General features: G+C 59.7%; 14 protein-coding genes. 4 read left to right on the forward strand and 10 right to left on the reverse strand.

The features are described from left to right. The 4 genes from DFO46_RS11670 to DFO46_RS11685 are packed head-to-tail and all read left to right on the forward strand — an operon-like array spanning position 1 to position 5206. Complete coding sequence (locus tag DFO46_RS11670; protein ID WP_120277397.1) at positions 1–1047, forward strand: SDR family oxidoreductase; 1047 nt, start codon at positions 1–3, stop codon at positions 1045–1047. Then, positions 1044–2162 (forward strand): NAD-dependent epimerase/dehydratase family protein, encoded by a 1119-nt coding sequence (locus DFO46_RS11675; protein ID WP_120277398.1) that lies wholly within the window; start codon positions 1044–1046, stop codon positions 2160–2162. Before DFO46_RS11670 ends, DFO46_RS11675 begins: the two co-directional genes overlap by 4 nt. Beyond that, a complete protein-coding gene (locus tag DFO46_RS11680; RefSeq protein ID WP_120277399.1) occupies positions 2159–3169 on the forward strand; it encodes a hypothetical protein in 1011 nt (336 codons plus the stop codon). The genes DFO46_RS11675 and DFO46_RS11680 overlap by 4 nt, the downstream gene beginning before the upstream one ends. Before the next feature lie 9 nt (positions 3170–3178). Then, positions 3179–5206, forward strand: a complete 2028-nt coding sequence (locus DFO46_RS11685; RefSeq protein WP_120277400.1) for an acyltransferase family protein — start codon at positions 3179–3181, stop codon at positions 5204–5206. 82 nt (positions 5207–5288) lie between these two features. Here DFO46_RS11685 and rfbA read toward each other — a convergent pair whose 3' ends face one another. The 10 genes from rfbA to DFO46_RS11735 all read right to left on the reverse strand — a co-directional run bounded on the left by rfbA (position 5289) and on the right by DFO46_RS11735 (position 15362). Beyond that, positions 5289–6158 carry a glucose-1-phosphate thymidylyltransferase RfbA gene (gene rfbA / locus DFO46_RS11690; RefSeq protein ID WP_120278227.1) on the reverse strand — a complete coding sequence of 290 codons (870 nt, stop codon included), beginning with the start codon at positions 6156–6158 and terminating at the stop codon, positions 5289–5291. A 34-nt stretch (positions 6159–6192) separates the two neighbouring features. Next, a complete protein-coding gene (gene rfbD, locus DFO46_RS11695; protein ID WP_120278228.1) occupies positions 6193–7080 on the reverse strand; it encodes a dTDP-4-dehydrorhamnose reductase in 888 nt (295 codons plus the stop codon). After that, positions 7080–8147, reverse strand: coding sequence for a dTDP-glucose 4,6-dehydratase (gene rfbB, locus DFO46_RS11700; protein ID WP_120277401.1), 1068 nt, complete (start codon positions 8145–8147; stop codon positions 7080–7082). Before rfbB ends, rfbD begins: the two co-directional genes overlap by 1 nt. A gap of 1 nt (position 8148) precedes the next feature. Continuing rightward, on the reverse strand, positions 8149–8721 hold the full coding sequence (gene rfbC, locus DFO46_RS11705; RefSeq protein ID WP_120277402.1) for a dTDP-4-dehydrorhamnose 3,5-epimerase: 573 nt from the start codon (positions 8719–8721) through the stop codon (positions 8149–8151). A 280-nt stretch (positions 8722–9001) separates the two neighbouring features. Then, positions 9002–10204: a GGDEF domain-containing protein gene (locus tag DFO46_RS11710; RefSeq protein ID WP_245422554.1), complete on the reverse strand. Its 1203-nt coding sequence runs from the start codon at positions 10202–10204 to the stop codon at positions 9002–9004. Positions 10205–10386: 182 nt separating this feature from the next. Beyond that, positions 10387–10737, reverse strand: a complete 351-nt coding sequence (locus DFO46_RS11715; RefSeq protein ID WP_110789358.1) for a carboxymuconolactone decarboxylase family protein — start codon at positions 10735–10737, stop codon at positions 10387–10389. Positions 10738–10965: 228 nt separating this feature from the next. Beyond that, on the reverse strand, positions 10966–11169 hold the full coding sequence (locus tag DFO46_RS11720; protein ID WP_120277403.1) for a heavy-metal-associated domain-containing protein: 204 nt from the start codon (positions 11167–11169) through the stop codon (positions 10966–10968). 72 nt (positions 11170–11241) lie between these two features. Next, positions 11242–11685 (reverse strand): Cu(I)-responsive transcriptional regulator, encoded by a 444-nt coding sequence (cueR, locus tag DFO46_RS11725; RefSeq protein WP_120277404.1) that lies wholly within the window; start codon positions 11683–11685, stop codon positions 11242–11244. 2 nt (positions 11686–11687) lie between these two features. Beyond that, positions 11688–12566, reverse strand: coding sequence for a hypothetical protein (locus tag DFO46_RS11730; protein ID WP_120277405.1), 879 nt, complete (start codon positions 12564–12566; stop codon positions 11688–11690). A 48-nt stretch (positions 12567–12614) separates the two neighbouring features. Then, positions 12615–15362 (reverse strand): heavy metal translocating P-type ATPase, encoded by a 2748-nt coding sequence (locus tag DFO46_RS11735; protein ID WP_120278230.1) that lies wholly within the window; start codon positions 15360–15362, stop codon positions 12615–12617. Positions 15363–15418 lie beyond the last annotated feature (56 nt).

A 15418-nucleotide genomic window follows, 5' to 3' on the forward strand; every position in this document is an offset into this window, starting at 1 on the left:
ATGAAATCTTACGAAACGCATTTGGCGGAGTTGGTCGAGAACCCGAGCCGCTGGCTCGTGACGGGTGCGGCTGGTTTCATCGGCAGTCACCTGGTCGAAACGCTTCTGCGGCACGATCAGGAGGTGGTTGGGCTCGACAACTTCAGTACCGGCCATCGGCGCAATCTGGACGACGTCGAGCGCCTCGTTGGCGCGGATCGCTGGAAACGCTTCCGTCTGATCGAAGGCGACGTCAGTGATCTGGATGTTTGCCGCGAGGCCGTGCAGGGTGCGCACTACGTGCTGCATCAGGCCGCTTTGGGAAGCGTGCCGCGTTCCATCGATAACCCCGTTGCGACCAACCGCGCCAATATCGATGGCTTCCTGAACATCGTGCTGGCGGCGCGCGACGAGCAGGTGCGCTCCTTCGTTTATGCCGGGTCCAGCTCGACCTATGGCGATGAGCCGAACCTTCCCAAGCTGGAAGATCGGATCGGCCGTCCGTTGTCGCCTTATGCCGTGACCAAGTATGTCAACGAACTCTACGCTGATGTTTTCGGGCGTCTCTTTGGTCTGCGCAGCACCGGCCTTCGATATTTCAACGTCTTTGGTCCCCGGCAGAATCCCGATGGACCCTATGCCGCGGTCATTCCCCGCTGGATCAACGCGGTCGCAAGCGGAGACACAGTTTTCATCAATGGTGACGGGACGACAAGCCGTGACTTCTGCTTCATCGCGAATGTGGTGCAGGCCAACATACTGGCGGCATTACGAACGGCCGGCGACACACATCTCGTATGCAATGTTGCCGTCGGCGGTCGCACGACACTGACGCAATTGCATGACATGATTGTCAAAGAGGTCGAGGCGATCGAGCCGAATTTCTCGATGCAGCCACCCGTCTACCGGGATTTCCGCGCTGGCGATACAGCCCATTCGCTCGCCGACATCACGCGCGCCAAGACCTATCTTGGTTATGAACCCACGGACACCATACAGACCGGCCTGAAAAAGACCGTCGCATGGTTTCTGGAAAGGCATCATGAACTTATGGGAAAGTCTCGATGAAAGTTCTTATTACCGGAGGAGCCGGCTTCATTGGGACGAAGCTGGCACAGCGGCTGATCGCCGATGATCACTCTGTCATCCTTGTTGATAGTCTAAGCCCCCAGATCCACGGGGATATCCCGGACTATAGGCCACCCGAGGGAGCGACCTTCAAGCGCCTGGACGTTCGCCAGCTTGCCGAACGCACCGATCTGCTCGAAGGCACCGACGTGGTGTATCATCTTGCAGCGGAGACCGGAACCGCGCAGTCGATGTATCAGATTGCGGAATATGTCGATGTTAACGGCATGGGAACCGCCGCGCTTCTTGAAGCGCTCGCCAAACTCCAGAAGCGCCCCGCCCGCGTGATCCTGGCGTCGAGCCGCTCCATCTATGGTGAAGGAGCTTATGAAGCGCCGTCGCGGCCGGGACAGCTTATTCATCCGCGTGGCCGCACACGCGAACAGTTGGCGGCCGGCAATTGGGACTTCTCCGAAAACGGCGAAATCCTGCAAGCCGTCGCCACTCCCGAGCACTTCGCAGCGAAACCGAGTTCCGTCTATGCGGCGACCAAGATGGCGCAGGAACTGCTGCTGACCTCCTCCTGTGAATCCCTGGGCATTACTCCGGTCCTCCTGCGCTTCCAGAACGTGTATGGCGAAGGACAGTCGCTCCGGAACCCCTATACGGGGGTGATCTCGATCTTCTTCAACCGGGCACGACAGGGTCTGGAGATCAATGTCTACGAAGATGGCAAAGAGAGCCGCGATTTCGTGCATGTCGAGGATATCGTCTCCGCGCTTGTGCTCGTCATGAAGGCGGATGTGGCGCCGGGGTCCTGCTACAATGTGGGTTCCGGCATGCCGACGTCGCTGCTGGAACTCGCCAATACGCTGGTTTCGGCAAGTGGCACCACGGCACCGATCCGCATCAGCGGTGACTATCGCCTGGGCGATATCCGCCATTGCTTTGCCGACATATCGGCGATCCGTCGAGACCTCGGTTTCCAGCCGGTCGTTGACCTGAATGCGGGCCTGCAGCGTTTCGTGACTTGGGCAAAGTCGCAGCCCGAGTACCAGGACCTGTCAGACAAGGCCGCAGCCGAGCTGCGTGAGCGAGGCCTGGCAAAGGTATGAGCGAGAGCGGTGACACGGCAGGGAGAGTTCTGCTCATCTGCCCACGCTTCTTTGATTACCAGCTGCGAATTGCCGGCGTCCTGCATCGGCTCGGATACGAGACGGTCGTTCTTGACGACCGTCCGTCAAGCCACAGCCTCTACAAGGCGGCATTGCGCCTGGCGCCGGGCCTGACCGCCCGGTTGACCCATCGCATTACCATGAGACATCTCGCCGAGGTCGAGGGACAGCACTTCGATCATGTCCTCGTGGTCAAGGGCGAGGCCATCACGCGGAGAGCGATTGGAGCGCTGCGACAGTGGTTCCCGCAGGCGCGGTTCTCACTTTATCTCTGGGATGCCGTGCGTAACAACCGCAACTCGAAGGATGCCGCTCCCCTTTACGATGCCGCTGCGACCTTCGATCCCGCCGACGCCGCCCGCTACGGCTGGGGCTATCGGCCGCTTTTTGCCGATGCTTCCGTGCGCGACGACAACGAAGAGAAGATCTACGACTGGAGCTTCATCGGCACGCTTCACTCTGACCGGATGGCCGTATTGGCACGGCTCAAGCGAAGCCTGGGAGACCGGCCGTTCTTCCTCTTCGGCTTTTATTCATCCTCCATGCTTGCGGCGTTCGGCAAACTGAAGAACATGATCTACGGGCATGGAAGTTTTGGCACGGTGTCCACCAAAGCCCTTGCCGCCACGGCTGTCCGCCAGATCGTTTCCCAATCAAGGTCAATTGTCGACATCGAGCATCCGCAACAAGTGGGGCTAACGACCAGAACCATCGAGACGTTGATGGCCGGACGCAAGTTGATCACGACAAACACCACCGTGCGCCAATCCGCACTTTATGACGGGACCCGAATATGCGTGATCGACAGGTTCAAGCCTGAAGTTCCCGCCGATTTCTTTGACCTGCCGTTCACGCCTCTGAGCGAGGCTGCGCGTTATGGCTATTCCGACCTGTGCTGGGCGAGACGTGTTCTCGGACTTCCGGACACCAAGATCTCTGAGATCTGAGAGGTGCCCATGCAGTATGGATCCCAAGCTCGCCGCTCGGACATTGATGGTCTTAGAGCAGTCGCAGTTATTGCTGTCCTTGCGTTTCACCTAGACGCTAATTGGCTACCTGGCGGTTACCTCGGGGTCGACGTCTTCTTCACAATCAGCGGCTTCCTGATCGTGAGCATAATATTGCGAGACTTGGATAATGGGTCTTTCTCGTTCGGCCAGTTTTACGAAAGGCGAATTCGCAGATTATTACCCCCACTTCTGCCAGTCGTGGCCTTCTGTCTAGTGGCAACTTGGTTCCTATTTCTTGTACCGGAGTACACGGATTTTGCCAAAAGCGCTCTCGCAATGACCGCTCAGGCATCGAATATCTACTTCTTGTTCACCTCAGGCTATTTCGACAATTCCGAGTCTGTGAAACCGCTATTGCACACTTGGTCATTGGCGATAGAAGAGCAGTTCTACTTGGCTACGCCATTGGTTCTGTACCTGACTAGAAACTACAGGTCGCGCCAGGAAGCGCTGATCTTGGGGATTCTTTTCGTGTCTCTAACGCTTTACGCGTTTCAGACGATTAATCCCGCGTCGAACCTTGATGTCGTTTTCTACAGCACTCTGACGCGAGCTTGGCAGTTGTCCGCAGGTGCGGTAATCGCTCTCGTTGCCCGCCGACGTCCCGACTTGCAAATGCCGGCCGCAGCGAGAGCTATTGCCCTGGCGGGCCTGATCCATATTGTCATTGTCGGGCATCCTGCAGGGAGAACCCTTCTCGACCCGCGGTATCTGGCTACGCTCTATTCATTCATACTGGTGTTTCCGCCCCGGCTTAAGAATGATTTCGCGACCAAGGTCCTAGGTGCATCTCCCTTCCAGTTCTTCGGATCAATTTCCTACGGACTGTATCTGTGGCACTGGCCGCTGATCGTGTTCTCTTCGATCATTTTTGCATCGAACAAGATGCTGGTTCCTCCTGTGGTGATTGCTGCGTCCATCATCTTGGCGACCCTCAGCCTAAGGTGGCTCGAGCGGCCTGTGTTGACGATGCAACTTGTCCACACTCGCAAAGGCATTGTCGGGTTGTGGTTGGGAGCGGTTGGCACAATCACTGCCGTATGCCTTACCATAGTCCTTGGAAATGGGCTCCCGGGACGCCTACCACCCCAAGTCGCTCTCGCTGAAAAAGGCATTACTGACACCAATCCAGCTTGGGACAGGTGCTTTCGACCGGCCCGCTGGGAACAGGCAAACATTGAGCGGATCAACGCGGACGACCCGTGTTACCTAGGCAAACCGGATGGCAAGCCCGTCTTCGTTTTGGTTGGCGACAGTCATGCAAATGCATTGATGCCATTGTTCGACCAACTAGCAAAGGAGTATGGGGTTACAGGTGTCGCTGCGCTTTATTCCGGATGCCCCCCTCTACTGGGTGTTGATCATCCTTTTGAGGTGGGCCGTTCCTGCTATGAATTCAATGAGTCTGTTCTCCGGTTCGTCCAACGGCACAATATCCAAGATATTTTCATGGTCGCATTCTGGAACCACTACCTACGTGCGCACGTGTGGGACGGTCCACGTACTCCCGTTCCTACCCCTCCCCTCATGGGCCACGGTCAAATACCACCGAGAACTTCCGACGAAGTTGATACACTTTTTCGGGCCGCCCTGACGGCAACCGTCGAAAGATATTCGGGCAGGAAGCTGGTCGTATTGGGACAAACTCCACCGCACGCTGTGTCTGTGCCGCATGAAATGGTGCAGAGCGCCATTTTGAGACGGCTCCCTTCAATCCTCAGCATCAGCAGTGATTTAGCCGCTAAGAGGCTGGAGCCATCACGATCGATTTTTGCTGAATTTGAAGCGCGGTCGAAAATCCGGTTTATCGATCCACTGCCTTACCTCTGCGCGACAGGAAATTGCGCTTTCGAGATCGATGGAAAACCGCTGTATTATGATGATCACCACCCATCGACGGTCGGGGCAATGAACCTACGGCCAATCGTAGAGCCGGCATTTCGGGAAATTGTTCTTGGTGCGAATGGGGGCTAACGCCGAACTCGGCTGACATAACGCCGGAGACTCGTACATCGCGTCTCTCCGACGCGATGTACGAGTTGCGCGGTAATGCCCTCTATTTCTGCTGCAAGAGCCTTAGCAGATAGCGGCCGTAGTCGCTCTTTCCGACGTTCTCCGCCAGCGCCAGCAATTGCCGTTCATCGATGTAACCCAGCCGGAATGCGATCTCTTCGGGGCAAGCAATCTTGAAGCCCTGTCGCCGCTCCAGGGTCGAGACGAACTGGGCCGCTTCCAGCAGACTTTCGGGCGTTCCCGTATCAAGCCAAGCATAACCACGCCCCATGCATTCGACCGACAAGGTGCCGGCGGCCAGGTAGGCTCGGTTGACATCGGTGATTTCGAGTTCGCCGCGCGGCGACGGCTTCAGGTTGGCGGCGATGTCCACGACCTGCGCGTCGTAAAAGTACAATCCTGTAACCGCCCAATTCGACTTCGGCTCGGAGGGCTTCTCCTCGACCGAAAGAGCACGCATCTGCTGATCGAATTCGACCACGCCGTAACGCTCCGGATCCGCGACGTGATAGGCGAAGACACTTGCACCTGTGGTCAGGGTCGTGGCCTTTCGCATCAGTTCCGGCAAGCCATGACCGTAGAAGATGTTGTCTCCCAAGACCAGGGCTGAGGGACCGCCCGAAACGAAGTCGGCCCCGATGATGAACGCCTCGGCAAGGCCGTTCGGAGCATGCTGGACCGCATAGGACAAGTTCAGCCCCCATTGAGAGCCGTCACCCAGCAACCGCTTGAACACGTCCTGATCGTGCGGCGTCGTGATGATCAGAATCTCGCGTATGCCAGCGAGCATCAACGTCGTCAGCGGATAGAAGATCATCGGCTTGTCGTAGACCGGCATGAGCTGTTTGGACACAGCGCTGGTCATCGGATGCAATCGGGTTCCATTGCCACCGGCGAGTATGATGCCTTTCATGGCTTCCATATCCTTTTCATGCGGATCGAGGTCGTCAGCCCGTGTTTCCCAGGAGGCGGGCGACGACCGAACGAGTGGAGCCCTGCCATTGCGGAAGGGCGAAGTCATGCACGGTCTTGAGTTTCGTGGAGTCCAGGCGTGAATTTGCGGGACGATGCGCCAAGGTCGGGTATTCGGACGTGGAGATCGGAACGACCGCCGCATGCGGCCCACCCATGGCCGCGGACGCGCGCATAATCTCGCCGGCGAACTCCGCCCAACTTGCCTCCCCATTGGCGGTCATGTGAAACAGTCCGCGCAACCGGGCGTCAGTCGGGGACGACACCAGATTTTTGACGACACCAAGCACGGCGTCGGCGATGTCCAAGGCGGAGGTGGGATTGCCAATCTGATCCTGCACGACGCGCAGTTCAGGCCGATCCTGAGCCAAACGCAGCATGGTCTTGAGGAAGTTGCCGCCGAATGGGGAGTAGACCCAAGCGGTTCTCAGAATGGCATAATTCTCGGTCGCACGGGCCACCGCCTGCTCGCCGGCAAGCTTTGTCGATCCATAGACGCCGAGCGGACACGCGGGGTCCGTCTCCAGATAGGGAGCAAGCTTGCGTCCATCAAAGACGTAGTCCGTTGAAATGTGAGCAATCGGAATGCCGAGGTCATTACACGCTGCGGCCAGGAAACCGGGGGCTTCACCATTGATGATCCCTGCCTCAGTCTGCTCCGTTTCGGCCTTGTCGACGGCTGTGTAGGCAGCAGCCGAAATGACCGCGTCCGGGCGAAGTGCCTTCAGCACGTCGCCGGTGGATTCCCGAGCACCGCGCAGATCGAATTCGGGACGACCGATCGGCAAGATGACGACGTCATTCGCCCTTTCTCGCAATGCCGTGACAAGTTGGCCAGATTTTCCGGTCACTGCGATCCGCATCATTGGGGATCCGTCCGGGCATCTTCAATGATTCCGAGGCGCTCACCCGAATAGGATTTCCGCAGGGGCTGCCACCACCATGAATTGCCGAGATACCAATCCACAGTCCGCTCGATGCCACTCTCGAAGGTCTCTTCGGCACGCCAGCCAAGTTCCGACTCAAGCTTGTTTGCGTCGATTGCGTAGCGGGCATCATGACCTGGCCGATCGGCAACAAACCGGATAAGCGTCTCATGGGGTTGGCTCTTAGGCACGCGGCTGTCCAGGACTTTGCAAATGCTGCGGACAACATCGATGTTCCGGCGCTCATTGCGGCCACCAACATTGTATGTTTCGCCGATCCGACCGCGTTCGATGATGATATCCAGCGCTTTGACGTGGTCATCCACGAAGAGCCAGTCCCGAACATTCTCTCCACGACCGTAGACAGGGAGTTCCCTGCCTTCCAGCGCGTTGAGTATTGTCAAAGGAATAAGCTTTTCCGGATAGTGATACGGTCCGTAGTTGTTCGAGCAATTCGAGACAACGACCGGCAGCCCATAGGTCCGCGCCCAGGCCTTTGCCAGGTGGTCAGACGCGGCCTTTGAAGCCGAATACGGGGAACTCGGATCATAGGCGGTCGTTTCTGCGAAGAGGCCCGTTGATCCAAGCGAACCGTAGACTTCGTCCGTGGAGACGTGGAGAAACCTGAACCGTTCACGCTCCGGCTGTGTCAGGCCCTCGTAATGGGCTCTCACAGCTTCCAACAAGCTGAACGTCCCCATCACGTTGGTGCGGACGAAATCTTCAGCTCCGGTAATGGAACGGTCGACATGGCTTTCGGCCGCGAGATGCATCACGCGATCAGGGCGGAAATCGGCAAGGGCAGACTTCATCGCCGGAAGATCGCAAATATCCGCCCTCAAAAAATGGTGGTTGGGGTCGCCCATCACCGACTTCAGCGACTCAAGGTTGCCAGCATAGGTCAGCTTATCGACGGTCAGCACCGTGTAGCCGCGCTGCAAAACCAGATACCTTACAAGGGCCGAGCCGATAAAACCTGCTCCGCCTGTGACGAGCACTCTCATGTCAGCCCTTCTCACTTGGGTAGATAAAATAGGCGGGAATGTCTTTCAGAGCGGGCTGCGCGGCGTCCTTTGCCGACAACCTGGACCCGTCCGCAAGATCCGGCCAGATAATACCGATGTCAGGGTCATCCCACCGGACACCCTTGTCTGCTTCGGCATTGTAGTAGCTGGTGACCTTGTAGGAAACTACCGCATTTTCCGTCAGGGTACAGAAGCCGTGCAGGAAGCCTGCCGGGATCCACAACTGGTTGCCCTGGTCCGCATCCAGTACCGCCGAGACCCAGCCACCGTACGTTGGCGAGCCCGCGCGGATATCCACGGCGACATCAAAAATCGCACCATGGGTACAGCGGACCAGCTTTCCCTGCGCATAAGGCAGGGTTTGAAAATGAAGGCCTCGCACGGTACCCGGCGCCGCTGTAAGAGACTGGTTTTCCTGAACGAAAGAAACGTCTTCCACGTTCTTTGCAAACCAGTCCTGCCGAAATGTTTCGGAGAAGTAGCCGCGGCTATCGCCGTGCCGCTTTGGTTTGATTTCAACGACATCGTTGATCTGAAGACGCTTTAATTCCATTGCCATTCTCTCAGAAGTCCATCCCCCCGCATACAATAGAGCGGCAGGATTCGAAAGGTCCAAACGCACAGCGCAATGAGGGATTGAACCTGGGCGCACCTTTCGAGCAGATGGCGTTATCGATTGCGGCTCTTGCAGCCAAACTTTACTGGTCGCGGCGATTGAGCTTCGGCGGGCACTGCAATGTGGACAGGTCGGCAAAAACGGATTGAATGGCCGCATTCAATTGCTGCAATCGGCTCGACATTGTGGAGACAATCAAGCGGAGAGGTCAGCCCCCTCACCCCGCCTTCGACCTGTTCCGCCCGGCGCTCTTGGCCTCGTACAGCGCCAGATCCGCCCGGATGACCAGGTCGCGGGCGTCGCGCAGCCGGTTTTCTCCGGTGCCGGCGTACCCGACGGAGACGGTGACGGTGGCGATGCCGTCGATGCGGGCGGGGTGGGGAATGGTCAGGTCGCGGATGCTGCGGACCAGGCGGTCGGCGAGGAAGGCGCCGCCGGTCTCGGCGTCGGCGGCAAACAAAAGGGTGAATTCCTCGCCGCCGTAGCGGGCGACAAAGCCCTCGTGGCGGCTGGCGAAGAGGGAGAGCGTGGAGGCGATCCGGCGCAGGCAGTCGTCGCCCGCGACATGGCCGAAGCGGTCGTTGAAAGCCTTGAAGTGGTCGACATCGACCATCAGCAGCAGGACATCGCTGCGGGTCGCCAGCCAGGCGTCGAGCGTTTCGTCGAGGTGCCGGCGGTTGGCAATGCCGGTCAGCATGTCGGTCAGCGTCAGGTCGCGCAATTCGTCGCCCCGGCGCTCCGCCCGGTCGGCGCGGTTCTGCGCGTCATACTGGGCAAGATAGGTCAGACAGCGCTGTCGCTCGACATGCCAGTTGCCGTAGAGCGTGAAGAAAAGGCCAGTGACCACCTGCACAGTCAGGGGAAAGACGAGATTGGGATCGAGGCCCGGCTTGTGCTGGATGACGAGCAGCGCCGTCAGGCAGGTGACCGTGGTGAAAAGCAGCGCCCAGCGAAACCGGAGCACGAGCAGCATGTTGCCGAAGAGCAGCACCAGCGGCAGTTCACCCAGCGTGTAGCTGGCATAGGGCGAGGCCGAGACATAGAGCAGATAGAGCGGCAGGAGGCTCGCGACGAACATGCCGGCGAGCAGCAGCAATTCGCGGATGGCCGGCGGCACACGGGGCACCAGGAAGAAGATCGCAAGCGAACCCGGCACCAGCACGCAAAGCCGCATCATCACCGTGAAGGGCTGGATGTCCGCCATCAGATGCAGGCTGGTGAGATTGTAGATGTTGTAGACGATCAGGCCGACGATGATGGCGTGGCGCAGATGCTTGATCCGCTCGGCGCCGAAATCCCGTTCATGGGCGCGCTCCACCTCGGATGGCATGCGCAAAAGCCAGTCCAGCCGACCGCCTGCCCGTCCGGTCTTCGTCGTCCCAGCGCCCGCTCCCCCGACGATCGTTTCTGCGTCACTCACCCAGGTCATTCCCCCATCGGCACCGACCCACACCGGCGCTCCCGAGATCATGCACCCGGCTTGCAAAAATTCCCCTAATTTAGCTTGGATAAATAGTCCGATCGCGCGATATTCCGCAGCCCGCAGCCCGCAGCCCGATGCCGTCAGAGCGGGCGGCCCGCGCGGCTCGTGCGGCCTTGCCGTCAGGCCTCCGGCCCGCCGAACTGCTCCCAGGCCGCCATGGCATCGCCCGCATACATCAGCGAGGGACCGCCGCCCATATAGACGGCGAGGCCCAGCGCCTCCTCGAATTCCGCCTTCGTCGTCCCGAGCTTGATCAGCGCTTCCGTGTGGAAACCGATGCAGCCGTCGCAGCGGGTGGAAATGGCAATGCCCAAAGCCACCAGTTCCTTGACCTTCTTCGACAGCGCCCCGTCCCTGGTCGCGGCCCCCGCCATGGCGGAAAAGCCCTGCATCACATCGGGAATGTCCTTGCGCAGGGTCTTGATTCCGCTCGAAATGTCCCGGGTGATGGCGATGTAGTCCTTGCTCACGGCGAAGCCTCCTCAATATATACGACACTTCATATATATTGAGGTTCGAGAGGATTGCAAGGGAGGGGTCAGGCAGTAGGCAGTAGGCAGTAGGCAGTAGGCAGTAGGCAGTAGGTAGTGGGCAGCAAGCAGCCGGTGATGCGCAGCCAATCCTTGCACTGGCTGATGTCGCCCCCAGTTCCCAACCCTACAAACTACTGCCTACTGCCTAATCCCTATCCCCTCCCCTCACCCTTGCCGAACCGGCGTATAGCCCGCCTCGCGGATCGCCTGCTCGGCAAGCGCCGCGTCGCCTTCGACAACAGCCTTGCGGGCGGCGAGATCGATGGTGACGATGCTTCCCGGCAGCACCTCCGCCAAGGCCTTGACCACCGTCTTTTCGCAGTGCCCGCAGGTCATGTCCTCGATCCTGAATACCGTCTGTCCGGTCATGTTCGTCTTCCCTGTCTTGCGGCCCCGGCGGGGCCATTCATCGTCATTCTCAACCTTCCCATGGGGGCAAGGTCAATCCCCGCAACAGTCTCCGCCCGCCCTTGGCGCAGTGGCGGTTTGCCGCAGCGGATGCCCCTCGAGGTCGGCGAGGATCGGACAGTTCGGCCTGTTGTCGCCATGGCAACGCTCGGCGAGATGCACCAGCGTGTCGCGCATCGCCTGCATTTCGGCGATCTTCGTCTCCAGCTCCTCGACATGGGTGAGCGCCATGGCCTTCACCTCCGCACTCGCCCGCGCCTTGTCGTCCCAGAGCTTCAGCAGCCGCTCGGTTTCCTCCAGGGAAAAGCCGAGGCTGCGCGAGCGGCGCACGAAGCGCAGCCGGTTGACGCTGTCTCGATCATAGACCCGGTAGTTCGAGGCCGTGCGCCCCGCCGGGGAAATCAGCCCGATCTCCTCGTAGTACCGGATCATCTTGGCCGACACGCCCGAGGCGTGAGAGGCTTCGCCGATGGTCATCGTCATTTCTTCCAACCGAATGTGTCAGACTCAGATTTTAAATGGGCTCCAAAGCTGTAGGGGTTCCAAACTTTGTCTTCATCAAGCTTATATCGCTCTATCAAATCGTCTCGAATTCCGTGCAAGCCCAGCAAGAACAGAGCTGTGGAGATATCTGCCTTCGTTATTGATCTCGGTAGCTCGAAGCCTGAACTGCGACCGAAACCAAAGAGCGCTGACGCTTCGGCGTATACCGCCGCCTGTCCCAAAATCAGCGACTCCAGATTGCTCCTTGTCACAATTGTGCCGCGCATTAGATCGGGCTTGAGGGCAGATAGCTTTGACGCTTCAACCTGCAAAATGTACAGAAGACGCTGGAAATACCACCTTTCCTTCGCGGACAGAACCTCAACCAGTTCTTTCAGCGCCGGCGTGACATCGGTGGGAAGCTTTGAAAAATCTTCAAATTTAACTTTATTAGGAAGTATTTGTTCAATTGTTTCGCTGAGCAAGCTTTCCAAAATACGCCCATTTGTCTCGGCATATTGGCATATTGAGGACAGGATTAGGGGAGAAACGGCGAGGTTCGCCGACTTCCTAGCTTCCCGGCGCTCCCTCTCTAAGTTCTCAGCGCTTGCGATTTGCTTTTGGGCTATTGCTTCGGAGGATGCAATTTGACAGCGTATCTCGCGAACGCTGAAGTAAGCGGCGACCAGAGCTCCAATTCCCGTAATTAATCCCTGATAATCGTGGAGCCAACCCAACCCACCAAGCCAGAAAACAAAGTATATTAATGAATTATCTCCAAAAGCGGTAATTTTGCAAGCGGCAACAAAAATGATCGACAAGGCTAATATACCTGTCGAAAAGCCGAACAATACCTGCCACCAGTCTCGCCTCATGATCACTCTCTCCAAAAGCTACTACCCCAACGTTGGGACCCTGCTTCGTCACAACGTCACCCTCGCCGCCCTCAGCCGCAACGCATTGGAGAGCACAAAGACGCTCGAAAGCCCCATGGCCGCCGCCCCCAGCATCGGCGAGAAGGTCACGCCTGACAGCGGATAGAGCACACCTGCGGCCACCGGGATCAGCGCCACATTGTAGCCGAAGGCCCAGAAGAGGTTCTGGCGGATATTGCCCATCACCTGGTCCGAGAGTTCGATCGCATGCAGCGCGCCGGAGAGATCGCCGCCGACCAGCACGACATCGGCGCTTTCGATCGCCACATCCGTGCCGGTGCCAATCGCAATCCCGGCATCGGCGGTGGCAAGCGCCGGGGCATCATTGATGCCGTCGCCGACAAAGGCGACCTTACCGCCCTTCGCCTGCAACTGTCTGATGGCCTTCACCTTTCCCTCCGGCAACACTTCGGCCACCACCGCATCGATGCCAGCCTTTCTCGCCACGGCCTCTGCCGTGCGCACATTGTCGCCGGTCACCATCATTAGCTTCAGGCCACGGGCCTTCAATGCCGCAATGGCAGCCGCACTGGTCGGCTTGATCGGATCGGCAACCGCAATCGCTGCCGCGAGCCTGCCGTCGATGGCGACATAAAGCGGGCTTGCGCCTTCGTCGGCCAGACGGGTGACGGCGGCCTGAAGGTCGGCGGCGGAGACAGCCCCTCCCCCCTGTGGGGAGGGGTTGGGGAGGGGACGTTCCTCACGTGATGAACCAGAAACAAAGTCCCCCTCTGGCCTGCCGGCCATCTCCCCCACAAGGGGGGAGAGACCATGTGGCATCACGCCCAACTTCACCATGAACCGGTCAGCCCCGGCCGCAACCCGCCGGCCATCAACCATGCCGGTCACACCAAACCCCGCCACCGCCTCGACCTTCTCCACGGCGAAGAGCGATAGGCCCCGCCGCTGCGCCGCGCGCACGATCGCATCCGCCAGAGGGTGCTCCGAGCGGGCCTCCAGGCTTGCCGTCAGACGCAGAAGCTCCGCCTCCTCAAACCCCTCTGCCGTGACGATCTCGGTCACCTCGGGTTTTCCGGCGGTGATCGTGCCGGTCTTGTCCATCACCACCCAGTCGATCTGGCTGAGGCTCTGCAGCGCCTCGCCCTTGCGGAAGAGCACGCCAAGCTCGGCGGCCCTGCCCGTGCCGACCATGATCGAGGTCGGGGTGGCAAGCCCCATGGCGCAGGGGCAGGCGATGATCAAGACGGCAACGGCCGCGACGAGACCGTGCGTATAGGCGGGAGCCGGCCCGAAGATCAGCCAGATCAGGAAGGTCAAAACGGCGATGCCGATGACCACGGGCACGAACCAGGCGGTGACGTCATCGACCAGTTTCTGGATCGGCAGTTTCGCCCCTTGCGCTTCCTGCACCATGCGGATGATGCGCGAGAGCATCATGTCGGCGCCGACACCGGTCGCCTCGAAGCGGAAGGAGCCGGAACCATTGACCGTGCCGCCGATGACGGTGGCGCCAGAGCCCTTCTCGACCGGGATCGGCTCGCCGGAAATCATCGCCTCGTCGACGGCACTTCTGCCATCGATCACCCGGCCATCGACCGGAATGCGCTCGCCCGGACGCACCACCACGACATCGCCGCGTTTCACCTCGGACAGCGGCAGATCGCGCGTCTGCCCGTCCCGCTCCACCCGCGCAGTCTTCGCCTGCAGGCCCGCAAGCTTGCGGATCGCCGCCCCCGTGCGGCCCTTGGCGCGGGCTTCGAGCAGCCGGCCGAGCAGGATCAGCGAGACGATGACGGTTGCGGCTTCGTAGTAGACATGACGGGCCTCCAGCGGCAGCAGCGAGGGCGCAAAAGTCGTGACGACGGAATAGAGATAGGCGGCCCCGGTGCCGATCGCGACCAGCGCGTTCATGTCGGGGGCCAGGCGAATGAGCGCCGGGATGCCCTTCAGATAAAAGCGACGGCCGGGGCCAACGAGCACCGCTGTCGCGAGCGCAAATTGTAGCAGATACAGCGAGTTGCCGGGGAAAACATCCATCAGGACATGATGCAGCGGCGGATAGATGTGGGTGCCCATTTCCAGGACGAAAAGCGGCAGCGTCAGGACGAGGGCAATCCCGAAATCGCGCTGCAAGCCCGAAATCTCCTTCGCGCGGCGCACCTCGCGGCTGTCGACGGCGGCATGTACCGACACCGGCTGGCGGCTCGTGGCGGATGCCCCGCCGGCCCCGACATGGCCGCCCGGCGCGCTGGAGCCCTGCCCCTGAGCCGGACCGGCATTTTCGCCCTCCGCATCGTCCGCCGAAAGCTCGGCCGTATCGCCGCCGGAGAGCCTGAGGGCATAGCCGGCTTTTGCCACGGCGGCCGTCAGCGCCGGCAGGGCGGAGACCCCGCCCAGCACCGTCACCACCGCTTCGCCGGTCGCCAGATTGACGCTTGCCGTCTCGACCGAGTGCACCGTCTTCAACGCCTTTTCCACGCGGGAAACGCAGGAGGCGCAGGTCATGTCCTCGACTTCGAGCACCAGCGCCTCGGCTTTCGCCTGGTAACCTGCCGTGTCGATGGCGGCGAGCAGGGCTGCGGCCGAAAAACCGATGCCGGGCGTGACCGACAGCGTCTCGGTGGCAAAGTTCACCGCGCTTTGCTCAACGCCAGGCACGGCGGCAACGGCCTTTTCCACCCGGCGCACACAGGACGCGCAGGTCATGCCCTCGACGGGCAAGAGGATGGTTTCGCTGATATTCTTGGCCGCATCGGGCCGGGACTGCATGTTCATGGCGGTCACCTCCGCCATCTTACATGGACCTTCCCATCATGGGAGGGTCAAGGGGT

The sequence above is a fragment of the Rhizobium sp. AG855 genome (assembly GCF_003610655.1).
Lineage (GTDB): Bacteria > Pseudomonadota > Alphaproteobacteria > Rhizobiales > Rhizobiaceae > Allorhizobium > Allorhizobium wuzhouense.